We start from the raw sequence: 15,448 nt of genomic DNA, 5'->3' as shown, positions 1-15,448 counted from the left end.
CCGCTCCCACAGGGGATCTCATTTCAGGGCACCCTCTACGGCGTCTGTGAAGACTTTGGGGGAAACCAACTGCATCTCGCGGCTGGCGATTTCTACGGCGACTTGCACAGTGCTGGCGCGGGTCAGGCGTGCGCCGCTGGCAAGGTCGGTGATCAGGTAGTTGACCTTCAAGCGGTTCTCCCACTCCACCAGGCTGGCCCGCACATTGATGGTCTGGCCGAACACGGCGCCGCGCACGTAGCGCAATTGCAGGTCGATCACTGGCCAGGCGTAGCCGGATTCAAGCATCGCCGTGTAGTTGTGGCCGATCTTGTCCAGCAACGCACAGCGCGCCACTTCCAGGTACTTCACGTAGTGCCCGTGCCAGACGACGTTCATGGTGTCGATGTCGAAAAACGGCACGAGGATTTCAGTGTCGCAGTGCAACACGCCCGAGCTACGCATGCAGCCTCCAGTGTTGCTCGGCGATGCGTGTGAGGCACAGGCGCAGCTCGCTTTCCAGGGCGCGGTCTTCGATGACGGGCGGGAAGTCCTTGGCCAACTCGATGTGCATGGCGGCCAACGCGGGTGGTAATGGACGAGCGTCTTCGGCCTGTGCACGCAACCACACGCCCTGGTTGGCCGCGAGCAAGGTGGCGGCGGCGACCTGCTCGGTCAGCTCCAGCACGCGGATCGCATCGCGGGCGGCGATGGTGCCCATGCTCACCTTGTCCTGGTTGTGGCACTCGGTGGAGCGTGAGAACACGCTGGCCGGCATGGTGTTTTTCAACGCTTCGGCGGTCCAGGCACTGGTGCCGATCTGCACCGCCTTGAAGCCGTGGTTGATCATGGCGCGGTCCGCCGGCGCACCGGACAGGTTGCTTGGCAGGCCATGGTTGTAACGCACGTCCACCAGCAGCGCGAGCTGGCGGTCGAGCAGGTCCGCGACGTTGGCCACCAGGGTCTTGAGGCTGTCCATGGCAAAGGCGATATGCCCGCCGTAAAAGTGCCCGCCGTGCAGCACGCGTTCTTCTTCAGCGTCGATGATCGGGTTGTCGTTGGCACTGTTCAGTTCGGTTTCGATGAACGAGCGCAACCAATTCAGGCTGTCGGCCAGCACGCCGAGCACGTGGGGCGCGCAGCGCAGCGAGTAGCGGTCCTGCAGGCGATGCAGTGGCGCGGTCGGCGCATCGATCGCCAGGTCCTTGCGCAGCCAGGCGGCCACTTGCATCTGCCCTGGGTGTGGCTTGGCGGCGAACAGGCGCTCGTCGAAGTGTTCCGGGTTGCCTTGCAGCGCCACCACGTTCAGTGCGGTGATGCGCGTGGCCAATTGCAGCAGGTAGTCGGCGCGGGCGAAGGCCAGGCAGGCCAGGCCGGTCATCACGGCTGTGCCGTTCATCAGCGCCAAGGCTTCCTTGGGGCGCAACACCAGCGGCTCCCAACCCAGTTCGCGGTGCACGTCGGCAGCCTGGCGGCGTTCACCACGGAACATCACCTCGCGCTCGCCGGACAGGGTCGCGGCCACATAGGACAGCGGTGTCAGATCACCGCTGGCGCCCACCGACCCCTCTTCCGGGATCAGCGGCAGTACATCGTGTTCAAGGAACGCATGCAGCCGCTCCAGCAACTCCACACGCACGCCGGACACACCGTGGCACAGCGACTGCAAGCGTGCCGCCAGCACTGCACGGGTAGCTTGTGCATCAAGCAGCTTGCCCAGCCCGCAACCGTGGAAGGTGTACAGGTGACGCGGCAACGCTTCGACGTGCTGCAACGGCACCGCCACCACGCAGGAGTCGCCGTAGCCGGTGGTCACGCCGTAGATCACGCCTTCCTTGTCCAGCAGCGAGTCGAGGAACTGTGCGCCCTTGGCGATGCGCTGGCGGTACGCGATGTCGTTTTGCAATTGCGTGGGCGCCTGACGGTTGGCCAGGGCCAGCACGTCTTCAATGCGCAAAGGGCGCTCGCCAAAGGTTACCGGCTCAAGATGCGTCGTCATCGGTCTTCCAGAAAGGGTAAAAGTTGAACCATTGTTGGGGCGCTTCCAGGCAGAACTGGCCCAGGCGTGCGGCGTAGCGTGCGGTCCACAGGGCGATGACCTGTTCACGGGTGCTGCGCTTCCATTCAATCAATTGCGCGAAGGGCTCGATCGTCAGGCGATAGCGACCGTTGTGCTTTAGGCACATCAGCAGGTTGACCGGACATTTGAGCAGGCCGGCCAACAGCCATGGGCCTTGGGGGAAGGCGGCATCATGCCCAAGAAAATCCACCCGCACCTTGCGCCCGCCGTGCAACGGCACACGGTCGCCGGCAATCGCCAGCCACTCGCCGTCGTCCAGGCGCTGGCTGAGCAGGAGCATGGTGGCCGGGTCCAGTTCGCTGACCTGGATCAAGCGCAGATGGGTCGCCCCGGCTTCGCCCAACAGGCGGTTGAATTGTTCGGCGTGCTTGGTGTGCACCAGCACGTTCATGGTGACTTGCTCACCCAGCTCCGCCAATGCGCGGCACACTTCGAGATTGCCCAGGTGCGCACCCACCAGCATCTGCCCACGTTCGCCGCGCAGTTGCCCGCGCAACTGCGCCGGGTCGTTGATTTCGATCTGCTCGATACACAGCTTGCCGTTCCACACGTCGAGCTTATCGAGCAAGGAGTCGGCGAAGGCCATGAACTGGCCGAACACGCTTTTATGGGTGGGCCTCAATTCATCGCGACTGCTCCAGTCGGCCAGGCGCTGTTGGTATTCCCAGGCGCTCTGGCGTGCCGTGCGGCCGAACAGGAAGAAGTACAACACGATGCCGTACAGCAGCGGGCTCAGCAGGCGGCGGCCAAGTACCTTGGCCGCGAGGGCGGTGAGTTTCATCAGCCAGAAGCTGCCGCGCTCTTCGCGGTCGGCCCAATGTTTGTGGCTGTCGCTCATGCTTGCCACCGTCGCCACAGGATCATCGGTGCGCGCACCAACATGCCGAAGAACAATCGCGTGTGCATGGCCGAGATGCGCACGTTGTCGCGGAACAAGCGGAAGTGCGACAGGCCGTCGGTGGGGTAATGCACCTTCGTCGGCAGCCAGCGCATCGGCTGGTTGCGCCAGGCCAGGCGTACCAGGATGTCCGAGTCAAAATCCATGCGTGTACCGATGTAAGCCGTGTCCATCAAGGCCAGCGTGGGCGCCAGTGGGTACACGCGAAAGCCGCACATCGAGTCGCGAATCTGCAGCGACAGGGTGTTGATCCACACCCACACGTGGGTCAGGTAGCGTGCGTACAAGCGGCCCTTGGGCACGCTCTCATCGTATTCGGGATAGCCGCAGATGATGGCGGTTGGATGGGTGCGCGAGGCATCGAGAAAGGCTTCGACTTCACGCAGGTCGTGCTGGCCGTCGGCGTCCACTTGCAGGGCGTGAGTGAAGCCCAGGCGTGCGGCCTCGCGGAAACCGGCCATGACCGCGCCGCCTTTGCCCTGGTTGCTCGGCAAGGTCAGCAAGGTGACCTGCTCCAGCGTTGCCAACTGCGCCAACACTGCCGCACAGGATGGGCTGCTGCCGTCATCCACCAACAGGCAGGGCAAGCCGCTGTCCAGCAGACTGCGGACCACGGCCGGCACGGCGGCTTCGTGGTTGTAGACCGGGATCAGGGCACAGGGCTTATGCATGGGCGGGATCTCCTGAGAGACCGAGCTGTCTGCATCGCAGGCAAGCCAGCTCCCACATTTGAGCGTGTTCACCCGTGTGGGAGCGGGCTTGCCCGCGATTGAGCGCGAAGCGCTCACCAGATCTATACACGCGCAGCCTCCAATTGAATTCGCCCGCTGGAACAGGCGGCTACGCCATTGCGGTAGGCGAAATACAACTTGCTGCGTTCCTGATCGAAGCGCAGGTGCAGTTCGATCTGGTCGCCTGGCCGCACCAACTGTTGGAACTTGAGCACTTCCATCCCGGCAAAGGTCGCTGGCAGGTCGAGAAGTTGCTGGCCCAGGTTGAACGCCCATTCCACCTGCACCACGCCCGGCAGTACCGGTGTGGCTGGGAAGTGGCCGCTGAAATAGGCCAGGTCCGGCGGGATGCTCAGTTGCAGGGTCCATTCGCCTTCGGCTTCGACCTGTTCCAGCACTTCCGGCGCTTTCGGCCGAGGGGCCATCAGCAATGCCTCGACATGCGCCTGAGGCAGTTTGCCTTGGCTGTTAAGGGGAAGCTGCCTCAGGAACCGCCAGCGGCGGGGCAAAGCCAGCGCCTCGCAATGTTCACTCAAGTGTTCGCGCAGGGTTTGCGTCACCACGCGGCGGCCCTGATTGCGCAAGGCGTGCAGGCCATCGGCACTGAGCACCACCAGCGCGCCGAGGGAGGCACGGTTTTCCTGCACGACGCCCAGACGGGTTTCGGCGAGCCACGGGTGGGTCATCAGCGCCTGTTCCAGCATGGGCAGGGAGATGCGTTTTTCTTCCAGCTTGACGATGCGATCCAGGCGACCGAGCAGCTCGAAGCGACCATCGGCGTGAATGCGCGCAGCGTCGGCAGTCTGTTCGATATGCCCGGCTGGCAGATAGGGCGAAGCGATGCGCAGGGCGCCGTCGGTATCTTGGCTCAGTTGCACATCGGCGAATGGCTGCCACGGCTGTGCACCTTGGCGCCAGGCGATGCCGCCGGTTTCCGAGCTGCCGAGAATCTCCGTAGGCCATTGCTGCAAGCGGTCGTACAGTTCACCGGCGGCCTCGATGGGCAAGGCGCCGCCGGACGAAAATACCCGGGATACCTGGCGTAGAGCGGGCCAGTCGAGGTTGTCGCCCATGCGCTTGAGCAGCGCCGGGCTGGCGACCCAGGCAAATTGCGGGTGCTCGCGGCTGGCGCGCTGCAAGTCTTCGGGGAAGGCCAGTTGCCGACGCACAAAGCGGCGTCCGGCGTACAGCGGCCATAACACGCGAAACAGCAAACCGTAGATATGTTGGGTGGCAACGCTGCCAATGATGCAGGCGTCTTTGAGGTCCGCACCCCACAGGGTTTCCAGGGCCTCAACTTCGTTGGCCAGCTGGCGCAGGCTTTTGTCGATACGTTTGGGCTCGCCGCTGGAGCCGGAGGTGCACAGGCTCAGTTGGCAGGTGTCCAGGTCGAGTGCGGCAGGGCTCAGTGGTGCTTGATACAACGCGTCGAGATCAGTTGTCTCAACCAGCCAGGCATCCACCGAGTCGTCCCAACGTTGACGGGTCTGGGGTTGCAGGTCGGCAGGCAGCAGCACGCTGACCCCGGCACGCCAGGCGCCCAACAAGGCAATCGCCAACTGGCCTGCATCTTCCAGGTGTACGGCCAGGCGCTGGATGCCACGCGCTTGCAGGCCCGCCGCCAGGCTCAGGGCTTGTGCCTGGAGCTGGGCGTGACTCATCAGCGGCTCGGTGGTCACCCAACGCTGTTCCAGCGGCTCAAGCAGCAAGTGCTCAAGTTTCAAACCCTTCATACGCGGCCTCGAACCCTTTGTCGTACCAGCCATTCCACGGCAAACAGCAGCCCCATCAACCCGTAGGCGATCAGACCGTTGTACAACGTCCACCAGCTCAGCGGCGCCCACAGCGTGAGGGCGGCGGCCAGCAGGCCATTACACAGAAAAAACACACTCCACACTACGGTGACCTGGCGCGTATACACCACCGCTTTGGGCGGCAATTCGGGGTCGGTCATGCGCGCCAGGCGTTCGACCATCGGCGGGCCGTATTTCAGGCTCAGGCCGAACAGCGTCAGCATGAAGACGCTGACCAGGCTCGGGTACCAGCGCAGCCACTGCGGGTTATCGAACCAGGCCAGCAACAGGCAAAACACAATCACCGCCCCAGCCATCCAGCGGCTGCCGGGGCGCCGTGCCGAAGTGAGTGCGCGCAACAGCCACAGGCCACCCAGCAACAGGCCGAACTGCCAGGGCGCAAAGTGCTCGGTGCCGTAATACACCGCGAAGGGGTACAGCAGCCCTACCAGCAACAGGCCAAGGCCAATCAGCCGGCTCATGCGGCAGGTGTGACCAGACGGTACACCGCCTCAACCACGTCGTTCACGGTGCGCACCGCCTTGAATTCTTCGGCGGCGATTTTCTTGCCGGTCTGGCGCTTGATATGGTCGATCAGGTCCACGGCATCGATGCTGTCGATTTCCAGGTCCTGGTACAGGTTGGCGTCGAGGGTGACGCGTTCGGCAGGCAATTCAAACAGTTCCACCAAGGCATCGCGCAGGGTGTTGAAAATATCGTCACGAGTTTGCATGGTCCGGTCTCAAGCTGCCTGTCTGGCCGTGACGAATGCCGCAAGGCTGGCCACGTTGGTGAAGTGATTACGGGTGTCCTTGGCGTCGGCATCGATCTTGATGCCGTACTTTTTCTGGATCGCAAGGCCCAACTCAAGGGCATCGACCGAGTCCAGGCCCAGGCCTTCGCCGAACAGGGTCTGTTCACTGCCAATGTCGTCAACGCTGATATCCTCCAGGCCCAGGGCCTCGATGATCAGCGTTTTTATGTCGTGCTCAAGGCGTTGTTGGTCGCTCATCTTCGGCGAGCTCCTTAATGAAATAGTGGTGCAGGTGATCGTTGAGCTTGCGTGAAGCCTGGGGCGCGGGCCCAAGGGCTGCAAACGCTTGTGGTTCTATATCGGCACCCACGCGCAAACTGAAGTGCACGCGGCATTTGGGGATGCGATACCAGGGTTCGGCCTTGGTCAGGGTGGTGGGGCTGACCTTGATCACCACGGGGGTGATGATTGTCGCACCGCGCAACGCAATGGCAGCACCGCCGCGATGAAAGGCGGGCGCTATGCCGGGTGGGGTGCGGGTGCCTTCGGGAAAGATGATCAGGGTCTGGCCTTCGCGCAGGGCATCGGTTGCGGCATCAAGCATTTCGGCGCTGCCATCATTGCTGATATAGCCGGCCTCATGCACCGGGCCACGGGTAAAGGGGTTTTGCCACAGGCTCTGCTTGACCACGCAGTTGGCCTGGCGCACCAGGCCGATCAAGAACACCACGTCGATCAGCGACGGGTGGTTGGCGATGATCATCTGGCCTGGGCGACCGAGTTTGTCGGCGCCCTCGACGCTATAGGTCAACACGCCGGCTTTTTGCATCAACTGGATAAAGAACCAGAACAACTTGCTGATGGTGTGGCGTGCGCGGCGCTGATGTGTTTCGGCGCTGCCCGGCAGGCAGCCGAGCAACGGAAATACCAGCAATCGCAGGCACAGTCCGCCCACACCGAACAGCGCGAAGCTGGCGGCGGTGGCGAACAGGCGCCAGTAGTAGGCGTCCCGTGGTTTATGGGTCAGGGCTTGCGTTGCCAGTTCCATACACGGTTCTTCCAGGCATGTTGGCAGGCGACCTGTTCGGTGAGCAGGGTGCGCAGCAGGTTCAGGGCGTGGGGCCACGGTTGGGTCGTACTGGGTTGGACAGTGGCGGTGGTGAGTTCCAGCTGCCACTCGTCGCCCGGAGTCAGCAGCAGGCCGAGGGCGTAAGGGAACGGTACGTCGTGGATCCAGTCGGCATAAGCCTGCGGCGGCTGTTCTTCGGTGATCACCAGCAGCACGGTCGGTGCGCCTTCATTGAATAGCGCGGCGGCTTCCAGCAAACCGTGCTCCAGGCCATCGCCAGCGGCGGCGAGGGCGGTCATTTCGCAGGTCTCGTTGCGCAGGATCGACCACAGGCCAATCACCGCGTTATGCACCGACAGGCTGAACTGGGTTGGCGACAACGGCTGGTCATTGGCCAGGTCGCTGAGGATGTCGAGGGTGCGTGGGGTTTCGCCGTGGCGGGAGATAAAGACCAGTGGCAGGTCCTGCAAGCCCTCGGCCAACGGCCAGCCCACGCTGAACGCCATGCGCGCCAGGCGGCCCAGACGTCGGCGCTGCATGGCCGGGAGGAATGACACGTCGGGGCAGGCTTCGCTGACGGGCAGCAACACCGGGTCCTGGCACCATACGCGCCAGTCGTCCGCAGTCTCCAGGCCAGGAGCCCAGGCGCGCCATTGGGCGATGTTGAAATTGATCACTGAGAAGTTATCCCGCCCCTGCGGGCTTCCATGTGCGGCTGCTGGCCCCGAATACCGGGGCAGGGAACAATGGCCGAATGGCGCGCATTATCCCGGTGACGTGGGGTTCTAGCAAACTTTGGTAAAAAATTGTGCACGGTCGATTACAAAATAGTCGGGAAGATTTACAGATTGTCCTTTACCTGCGAGCGAGTTGGATCGTCGGACGCTTCCCTTTCATTTGTACGTGATGCGCTACAGCTAACCTGTAATGCAGCGGTGCATGGATGAACGAGGTAGCTAACAGGCGCTTTTGCCCTCTACACTCGGACATTCATTGATACACGGAGGTTTTTCCATGCGGCGCGTGGTGTTCAATCAGAAAGGCGGTGTCGGCAAGTCCAGCATTGCCTGCAACCTGGCGGCGGTCAGCGCCAGCGAAGGCTATCGAACCCTGTTGGTGGACCTCGATGCACAAGCCAACTCAACCCAGTACCTCACTGGGCTGACCGGCGACGATATCCCCATGGGGATCGCGGATTTTTTCAAGCAGACCCTGTCTTCCGGGCCGTTTTCCAAGAAGAACCAGGTGGATATCTACGAAACACCCTTCGACAACCTCCACGTGATCACCGCCACCGCCGAATTGGCGGACTTGCAGCCCAAGCTCGAGGCCAAGCACAAGATCAACAAGCTGCGAAAACTGTTGGATGAGCTGAGCGAAGATTACGACCGCATCTACCTGGATACGCCGCCTGCCTTGAATTTCTATGCGGTTTCGGCGCTGATTGCCGCTGATCGTGTGTTGATCCCTTTCGATTGCGACAGCTTCTCGCGCCAGGCGCTGTATGGCCTGCTGCGTGAAATCGAAGAATTGAAGGACGACCACAACGAAGGCCTCGAAGTGGAAGGCATAGTGGTCAACCAGTTTCAGGCCCGGGCGAGTTTGCCCCAGCAGATGCTCGATGAGTTGATTGCAGAAGGCTTGCCGGTGTTACCGGTGTACCTGGCCAGCTCCGTGCGCATGCGCGAGTCGCACCAGGAGAGCAAGCCGCTGATCCACCTGGACCCACGGCATAAGCTGACGTTGCAGTTTGTGGAGTTGCATAACCTGCTGGAAAACGCGTGATCTGAAAGGCAACGCGGACCAGAATTTGAAATGCGACCAGTGTGGGAGCTGGCTTGCCTGCGATGGCAGTGTTGAATTCACTACAGCTATCGCAGGCAAGCCAGCTCCCACATTTGACCGCGTTAAACGCCCTGGCTGCGCAACCAGCTCATCAACTGTGGCAACGGAAACGCCCCGCTCTGGCGCGCCACTTCGCGGCCGTTCTTGAACAAAATCAAACTGGGGATCGAGCGAATGCCCAGCTGCGCCGACAACTGCTGATTGGCCTCGCTGTCGAGCTTGGCCAATCGGCACTTGCCCTCCAACTGCCCAGCCGCCTGTTCAAACACCGGCGCAAACGACTTGCACGGCCCGCACCAATCGGCCCACACATCCACCAGCAGCGGCAAATCGCCCTTGATCTGGCTGGCGTAATCGCCCTGTTTCAACTCAAACGGCTTGTTTAACAAGACCGGCTGCTTGCAGCGCCCGCATTTGGGCGCATCACCCAAGCGTTCGCCGGGGATGCGGTTGAGGCCGTTGCAGTGGGCGCAGGGGATGACAAGAGGTTCGGACATGGTGGGGCTCCAGGGAATGGCCAATGCACTCTATTTGGAGCCGACGCTCAGCTTTATCAAGCCGCAGAGGGGGGACTCATTCGTTCATATTTTCGCCGTGTTGATCTGACCTTGTCTATCTAGGCTGTTGGAGCGTGTTCTGTTTTGCACCGCTGGTCTGTTTGTGAATATAGCAATTTGCGATATTCGAGAGTCGAGCTTAACCTTCATAGCAAGATGCGATAAGGACGTTGCATGCGAGTAATCAGTGAGAAGCGGGTTTGGGAAGCAAAGGAAAAATGGCCACGCACTGCAAGTGCTCTAGATGAGTGGTACCGCCGGATAAGGCGCAACAGCCCGGAGGACTTCGCGTCAATGAAGGGCATTTTCCCCGCGACGGATAAGGTTGGACAACTCCATGTGTTCGACATTGGAGGCAACAAGCTGAGGCTGATTGCGTTTGTGCATTACCAATCGCAACGGATTTATATCAAGCACCTGCTGGATCATCGTGAATATGAACAAGACAAGTGGAAGGAGAGACTCAGATGAGCGCACTTATTCGGCTCGCAGCTGAACACTGGCAGTTTGTTTCGCCCTTGCTGCGCAAGCCAAAAAATGAGGCGGATTACGACGCACTGGTTATAGCCCTCGACGAACTGCTGGACCTGATCGGCGAGGACGAATCAAATCCATTGATGAGCCTGGTGGATATCCTCAGCGATTGGATCGAAGCCTACGATCATGAGCATCGCCCGATGCCTCTTGCCAGCGGTGTTGATGTGCTGCGCGCGATGATGCGCGAGCACGGTTTGAATCAAAGTGATCTACCGGGCGTGGGAGCGCAGTCGGTGGTTTCAGAAATCCTTAGCGGCAAGCGCCAGCTCAACATACGTCAAATTCGTTGGCTGGCCGAGCGATTCGGTGTTTCAGTAGAAACCTTCATCTGAAGGTTTTACGACGAACAACTAATCTCCAAATGCTTCCCCCAATCCGGCGGACGCTGTGCGTATTGCTCCATTTCCGCTTGTTCCTCAAACGGTCTGGAAAGCACCTCATGCAGCCGCCGCACTTCGCTGTAATCCCCGGACTCGGCGGCAGTGATGGCGTTCTGCGCAAGGTAGTTGCGCAAGATGTACAGCGGGTTCACTGCATGCATTCGCTCCCGACGCTGCTCTTGGCTGTCATTCCCGTCTCGGGCAACCCGGGCTTTGTACAACTCAGCCCAGGCATCAAACCCGGCCAGGTCGACAAAATCATCGCGCAACCTCGCTACGGCCAACGCCGCCGACTCGTCCCCCAAGCGCCGGAAGAACAACGTGTAATCCACGCCACTGTTCTGCATCAGCTTCAGCAAGCGCTCCACCAGTTTCTGGTCATCGTCTTCGGCGGTGGTCAATCCCAACCGGCGGCGCATCAAGTCCAAGTAATGCGCCTGATACAGCGGCAGGTACAGGCCAAGCGTTTCCTTCAGCGCGTCGACGCTGATAAAGGGTGTGAGCGCCTGGGCCAATGCGCTGAGGTTCCACTGCCCGATCGGCACCTGGTTGCTGAAGGAGTAACGCCCTTCATGATCGGAATGGTTGCAGATGAAATGCGCGTCGAAATCATCGAGAAACGCAAACGGCCCGAAATCGAAAGTGATGCCCAGGATCGACATGTTGTCGGTGTTCATCACCCCATGGCAGAAACCATAGGTCTGCCATTTGGCGATCATCTCGGCGTTGCGTTCGACGATTTCGCGGAACATGGCCAGGTACGGTTCGGGCTGTTCACGGCATTCGGGGTAATGCAGGTTGAGGACGTGTTCGGCCAACTGCGCCTGCTGCTCGGGCTTCTTGGTGTAGTAGAAATATTCGAAATGTCCGAAGCGGATATGGCTGGGTGCCAGGCGCAATACCATCGCCCCGCGTTCCTGCTTTTCACGCCATACCGGCGTGCTGGAGCCGATCACGCACAGCGCGCGGCTGCTGGGGATGCCCAGCGCATGCAGCGCTTCAGAGGCCAGGAACTCGCGAATCGAAGACCGCAGCACCGCCCGCCCATCGCCCATGCGCGAGTAAGGCGTTTGCCCGGCACCCTTGAGGTGCAGGTCCCAATGCTCGCCTGCTTCGTTGTAGACCTCGCCCAGCAACAGCCCGCGTCCATCGCCCAGTTGCGGGGTGTAGCCGCCGAACTGATGCCCGGAATAGACCATCGCCCGCGGTTCCGCCTCCGCCCATAGCTTGTGCCCGCCAAACAGTTCGGCGAACACCGGCGTTTCGGCCACGGCCGGGTCGAGGTCGAGTAAGGCCAAGGCGGCATCGCTCGCCACTACAAGGCGCGGCTCGTCAAGGGGTTCAGGCAGTACGTGGGTTGAGAACGCGTCGCCCAGGCGTGCGAAGCGGTTGTCGAAGGTCAGTTCGTCGAGGGCTTTCACCGGCCATCTCCAGCAGAATGTCCGAGCATTCTGCTGGGGATAGCGCGGTTAGTCGAGTTTGCTGGGTGGCGGCTCTTGCACGCCGCCGTCGTTGGCGGGTTTGTTCGCCGGTTCGACTTCCACCAATTTGTATTCCTGGCCGTGAAGGTTTTTCAGGTAGACCTCCATCTGGCGGAACGAAATGTTGATGTGCTCTTTCTTGAACTCACGGTTGATAAAACGGTTCACTTCATCGATCACCGGGTTGCGGTCGCCCAGGTCGCGCACGTGCATGCGCAGTTCGTGGTCGAGGGTGCTTTCGCCGAAGTTGAGGAAGTACACGTGGGGCTCCGGCTCCTTGAGCACCCGTGGGTTGTCGCGGGCGGCCTTGAGCAGCAGTTCCTTCACGCGGTCCAGGTCGGAACCGTAGTCCACGCCGAGTTTCAGGGTGACGCGGGTGATGGTGTCGGTCAGCGACCAGTTGATCAGTTGCCCGGTAATGAACGTCTTGTTCGGGACAATGATGTCCTTGCGGTCGAAGTCGGTGATGGTGGTGGCGCGGATGCGGATCTTGCTCACCGTGCCCGACAGGTTGCCGATGGTGATGGTGTCACCGATGCGCACCGGGCGTTCGAACAGGATCATGATGCCGGAGATGAAGTTGGCGAAGATCTCCTGCATCCCGAAACCCAATCCCACCGACAGTGCCGCTACCAGCCATTGCAACTTGTCCCAGCTCACGCCGAGGGTGGACAGGGTGGAGACGAAGCCGACGCCGGCAATCACATAAGACAGCAGCGTTGTGGTCGCGTAGGCACTGCCTTGGGCCAGGTCCAGCTTGGACAACACCAAAACTTCCAGCAACCCCGGCAGGTTGCGCGCCAGAGCAAAGGTAATCCCGACGATGATGGAGGCGCCGAGCAAGTCGCCGATGCTGATTGGCACCATGCTGATATTGGCGCCGGTGCCGCTGGTGTATTCGTAGAGGGTGACGTTGTCCAGGTAGGAGAACACGGTGATCAGGTCTTTCCACACCCAGTACAACGCCGCGATAAAGCCGCCGAGCAAGGCCAGGCGGATCAGGCGCATGGACTGTTCGTTGACCTGCTCGATGTCCAGGGTCGGCTCTTCGATTACCGCTTCGCCGTCACCAGCCTCCTTGGCGGCCTGGCGCTTGGCCAGGGCGCGAGCGTAGGCCAAGCGCCGTGCGGCAACGCCCAGGCCGCGTACGAAGGTGGCTTCGATGACCAGCCAGAACATCAGCAGGTACAGGGTGTTGATCAAACGGTCGCTGAGTTTGAGCGCGGTGTAGTAGTAGCCGAAGCACACGGCGATAAACAGTGCGATAGGCAGGGCGGTAAACACCAGCCCGACGAACTTGCGGAACAGCGAGGCTTTTTCGTGGGTCGGGCTGTTCAGCAGCAGGCGACCCAGCAGCCAGGCCATCAGTGCGTAGCAGGTCAGCACCACGGCGATGCCCAGCACGTCATCGGCCAGCGCTGCCGGTTGGTGTTCGGCGATGGCCACCACGGCCACCAGGGCCAGCACCACCAGCCCGAGTTTGCGTATCCAACCTTGAAGGAAGGCCACTTGAGGCCGTTCCCAACGGAAGTGCAGTTCAGCCACGCCACCTGGCGCCAGAATCCGATAGGCGGTGTAGAACACCAGCCACGCTTGGGCAATCAGCAGCAGTGCCGCGCCCAGGTTGGCGTTTTGCCCACGGGCGTCGATCTGCAACGCATAGCCGCATAACGCCAGGCCCAGAGACACTGGCATCGCCAGCAGGATATTGATCAGGATCGCCTGCGGCGTGTGCCACTGGCTGTCGCGCTTGAAGTGGCCGATGTCCAGGTGCACCTTGCTGAGGCGCTGGTACAGGGCCTTGCGTCGCCATAGCAGCGCACCGATCAACAGCAGCAAGGGCAGGAACAGCAGCGGGCGCTGGGTCAGGCCGTCATACAGTTCGCTGACGCTGGAGGCCCAGGGCAGGGTGGCGACTTGTCTGCTCAGGTGATCCGGTATGGTTTCCAGCCACTCGGTGTCCAGCGGCTTGTTGCTGGGAATCCAGAACATCTGCTCGTCGAGGGTTGCGCGCAGGTTGGTGGCGGTGCTGAGCAGTTGTTTCTGGTTCAGTTGCAGGGTGATGGATTCGTTAAGCAGCGCACTCAGCTCACGACTCAATCGCTCCAGCAGGTCGCTGCGGGTGATCGCCAGTTCCAGCAAGGTGCGGCGCAATTGCGGGGTGACTTCATCCGGCGGCTGGTTGGCCAGCAGGTTATCCACATAGGCGCTGGGGGTGCTGATCAGTTCCCGTTGCTGGTTGACCTCGAACTGGTACAGGCGAATGTTGGCGATGTCGTCTGCCAGGTTACGGTCGACGGTGAGGCGCGGCAGTGCCTGTTTCTGCTTATAGAGGATCTTGGACAGCAACAGGCTGCCCTTGAGCACGTTGATTTGCTCATCCAGGGCCGAGTCGCTCTGGGTCACGGTGTCCAGTTGCTGCTTGGTCTGCAGGTTTTTCTGGGTCAGGTCGTTAAGGCGATCGGTGCTTTTGAGCAGGTAGTCGGAGAGCTTGAGGTTGGCCGCACTTTCGGTGGCCAGCAGGCTGCTGCCACCGGCTTTTTGCGCCTCGATGGACTGTTGGGTCACCGTTTGCTGGGACTGGGCCAGGCGTTTCTGGTTGATCAGGGTTTGCAGGTCCTGGATCTCTTGCTCCAGGCGCGCGGTCTTTTCGAGTACCAGATCATGCTGGCTGTTGCCCAGGTCTTGCAGTTGGCTGTTGCCGGCCAGCTCTTGGCGGCGCAGAGGGATCAGCGCGTTCAGGGAGGCGAGTTCGGCATTCAATTGGTTGCGCTGGTCGCCGCTGAGGGCCTTGCCATTGTCTTTACCGAGCTTGAGGGTCGTGTTGATCTGCTGGATACGCGTCTGGCTACTGCTGATTTCGGTCTGGGCGCGCTCGGGGCGCGTCTGGGCGGCGATGGTCAGGCTGTTGGCGTCGGCCAGATCTTTTTGCAGGTCACCTTGCTGGGTGGTGCGTTGCACCAGCAGTTGCTCAAGCTGCGGTACCGGCAGGCTGGCGTAGCGTTGGGCCACGGGGACGACTTTGGTGGCCTTGAGCCGCACCAGTTCGCGCTGGTTGTCGGTGGTCTGGCGCGGGGCGTCTTCCAGCTGGCGCTTGAGGTCGGTGAGGCGCTGCTCGTAATCCTGCTTGTTGCCCAGGTAGGTCAGGGTCTGTTGCAGGATCGTCTGCAACGCCTTCATGTCGGCGTCGGGCAGCTTGCGGTCGGGCAGCTTGTCCAGGGTTTGCTGGATGGCGTCGGCGCTGGGCGGGTCGGCGGCGCGGACGACACCGACACACAGGGTCAGGCTCAGCAGGGCAGTGGTGAGGAAAGTGCGCAAGGTTGGCATAGAGACCGATCGAGCAA

The 15,448-nt window shown here is 61.2% G+C and carries 16 protein-coding genes; 3 read left to right on the top strand and 13 right to left on the bottom strand.

The annotated features are described in order from the left end of the window. Positions 1–18: 18 nt before the first annotated feature. From AC07V4_RS04030 to AC07V4_RS03985, 10 genes are all read right to left on the bottom strand, one after another. Positions 19–444: an acyl-CoA thioesterase gene (locus AC07V4_RS04030; protein WP_492637355.1), complete on the bottom strand. Its 426-nt coding sequence runs from the start codon at positions 442–444 to the stop codon at positions 19–21. Next, positions 437–1,978, bottom strand: coding sequence for an HAL/PAL/TAL family ammonia-lyase (locus tag AC07V4_RS04025; RefSeq protein ID WP_492637354.1), 1,542 nt, complete (start codon positions 1,976–1,978; stop codon positions 437–439). The genes AC07V4_RS04030 and AC07V4_RS04025 overlap by 8 nt, the downstream gene beginning before the upstream one ends. Next, positions 1,962–2,897 carry a lysophospholipid acyltransferase family protein gene (locus AC07V4_RS04020; protein WP_492637353.1) on the bottom strand — a complete coding sequence of 312 codons (936 nt, stop codon included), beginning with the start codon at positions 2,895–2,897 and terminating at the stop codon, positions 1,962–1,964. Before AC07V4_RS04020 ends, AC07V4_RS04025 begins: the two co-directional genes overlap by 17 nt. Further along, the gene (locus tag AC07V4_RS04015) at positions 2,894–3,628 is read right to left on the bottom strand and encodes a glycosyltransferase family 2 protein (RefSeq protein ID WP_492637352.1); all 735 of its coding nucleotides are present in this window, start codon (positions 3,626–3,628) and stop codon (positions 2,894–2,896) included. The genes AC07V4_RS04020 and AC07V4_RS04015 overlap by 4 nt, the downstream gene beginning before the upstream one ends. Positions 3,629–3,750: 122 nt before the next feature. Continuing rightward, positions 3,751–5,421 carry an ApeI family dehydratase gene (locus tag AC07V4_RS04010; RefSeq protein ID WP_492637351.1) on the bottom strand — a complete coding sequence of 557 codons (1,671 nt, stop codon included), beginning with the start codon at positions 5,419–5,421 and terminating at the stop codon, positions 3,751–3,753. Further along, the gene (locus tag AC07V4_RS04005; RefSeq protein ID WP_492637350.1) at positions 5,418–5,963 is read right to left on the bottom strand and encodes a COG4648 family protein; all 546 of its coding nucleotides are present in this window, start codon (positions 5,961–5,963) and stop codon (positions 5,418–5,420) included. Before AC07V4_RS04005 ends, AC07V4_RS04010 begins: the two co-directional genes overlap by 4 nt. Then, the gene (locus AC07V4_RS04000; protein ID WP_431752309.1) at positions 5,960–6,214 is read right to left on the bottom strand and encodes an acyl carrier protein; all 255 of its coding nucleotides are present in this window, start codon (positions 6,212–6,214) and stop codon (positions 5,960–5,962) included. Before AC07V4_RS04000 ends, AC07V4_RS04005 begins: the two co-directional genes overlap by 4 nt. Before the next feature lie 9 nt (positions 6,215–6,223). After that, the gene (locus tag AC07V4_RS03995; RefSeq protein WP_431752310.1) at positions 6,224–6,493 is read right to left on the bottom strand and encodes a phosphopantetheine-binding protein; all 270 of its coding nucleotides are present in this window, start codon (positions 6,491–6,493) and stop codon (positions 6,224–6,226) included. Next, the gene (locus AC07V4_RS03990) at positions 6,471–7,283 is read right to left on the bottom strand and encodes a lysophospholipid acyltransferase family protein (RefSeq protein WP_492637349.1); all 813 of its coding nucleotides are present in this window, start codon (positions 7,281–7,283) and stop codon (positions 6,471–6,473) included. The genes AC07V4_RS03995 and AC07V4_RS03990 overlap by 23 nt, the downstream gene beginning before the upstream one ends. Then, a complete protein-coding gene (locus AC07V4_RS03985; RefSeq protein ID WP_492637348.1) occupies positions 7,259–7,981 on the bottom strand; it encodes a beta-ketoacyl synthase chain length factor in 723 nt (240 codons plus the stop codon). Before AC07V4_RS03985 ends, AC07V4_RS03990 begins: the two co-directional genes overlap by 25 nt. Positions 7,982–8,318: 337 nt before the next feature. On the opposite strand from AC07V4_RS03985, the gene AC07V4_RS03980 reads away from it, so the two are divergent. Continuing rightward, the gene (locus tag AC07V4_RS03980; RefSeq protein ID WP_101265758.1) at positions 8,319–9,089 is read left to right on the top strand and encodes a ParA family protein; all 771 of its coding nucleotides are present in this window, start codon (positions 8,319–8,321) and stop codon (positions 9,087–9,089) included. 122 nt (positions 9,090–9,211) lie between these two features. Here the strand turns inward: AC07V4_RS03980 and trxC are convergent, their stop codons facing one another. Then, entirely contained in the window at positions 9,212–9,646 is a 435-nt protein-coding gene (gene trxC, locus AC07V4_RS03975; protein ID WP_492637347.1) for a thioredoxin TrxC, read from the bottom strand. 234 nt (positions 9,647–9,880) lie between these two features. Here trxC and AC07V4_RS03970 point away from each other — a divergent pair, with 234 nt between their 5' ends. Together AC07V4_RS03970 and AC07V4_RS03965 are read left to right on the top strand one after the other, a co-directional pair. After that, positions 9,881–10,177, top strand: coding sequence for a type II toxin-antitoxin system HigB family toxin (locus tag AC07V4_RS03970; RefSeq protein ID WP_492637346.1), 297 nt, complete (start codon positions 9,881–9,883; stop codon positions 10,175–10,177). Beyond that, entirely contained in the window at positions 10,174–10,575 is a 402-nt protein-coding gene (locus tag AC07V4_RS03965; protein WP_492637345.1) for a helix-turn-helix domain-containing protein, read from the top strand. Before AC07V4_RS03970 ends, AC07V4_RS03965 begins: the two co-directional genes overlap by 4 nt. A 5-nt stretch (positions 10,576–10,580) precedes the next feature. Here AC07V4_RS03965 and selO read toward each other — a convergent pair whose 3' ends face one another. After that, a complete protein-coding gene (selO, locus tag AC07V4_RS03960) occupies positions 10,581–12,044 on the bottom strand; it encodes a protein adenylyltransferase SelO (RefSeq protein WP_492637344.1) in 1,464 nt (487 codons plus the stop codon). A 48-nt stretch (positions 12,045–12,092) separates the two neighbouring features. Beyond that, positions 12,093–15,431, bottom strand: coding sequence for a mechanosensitive channel MscK (mscK, locus tag AC07V4_RS03955; RefSeq protein WP_492637343.1), 3,339 nt, complete (start codon positions 15,429–15,431; stop codon positions 12,093–12,095). Positions 15,432–15,448: the final 17 nt, after the last annotated feature.

Source organism: Pseudomonas sp. GW821-FHT03A09, from assembly GCF_059421065.1.
Note: the sequence above shows the minus strand (reverse complement) of the source record. Positions and strands in the feature narration are given on the sequence as shown.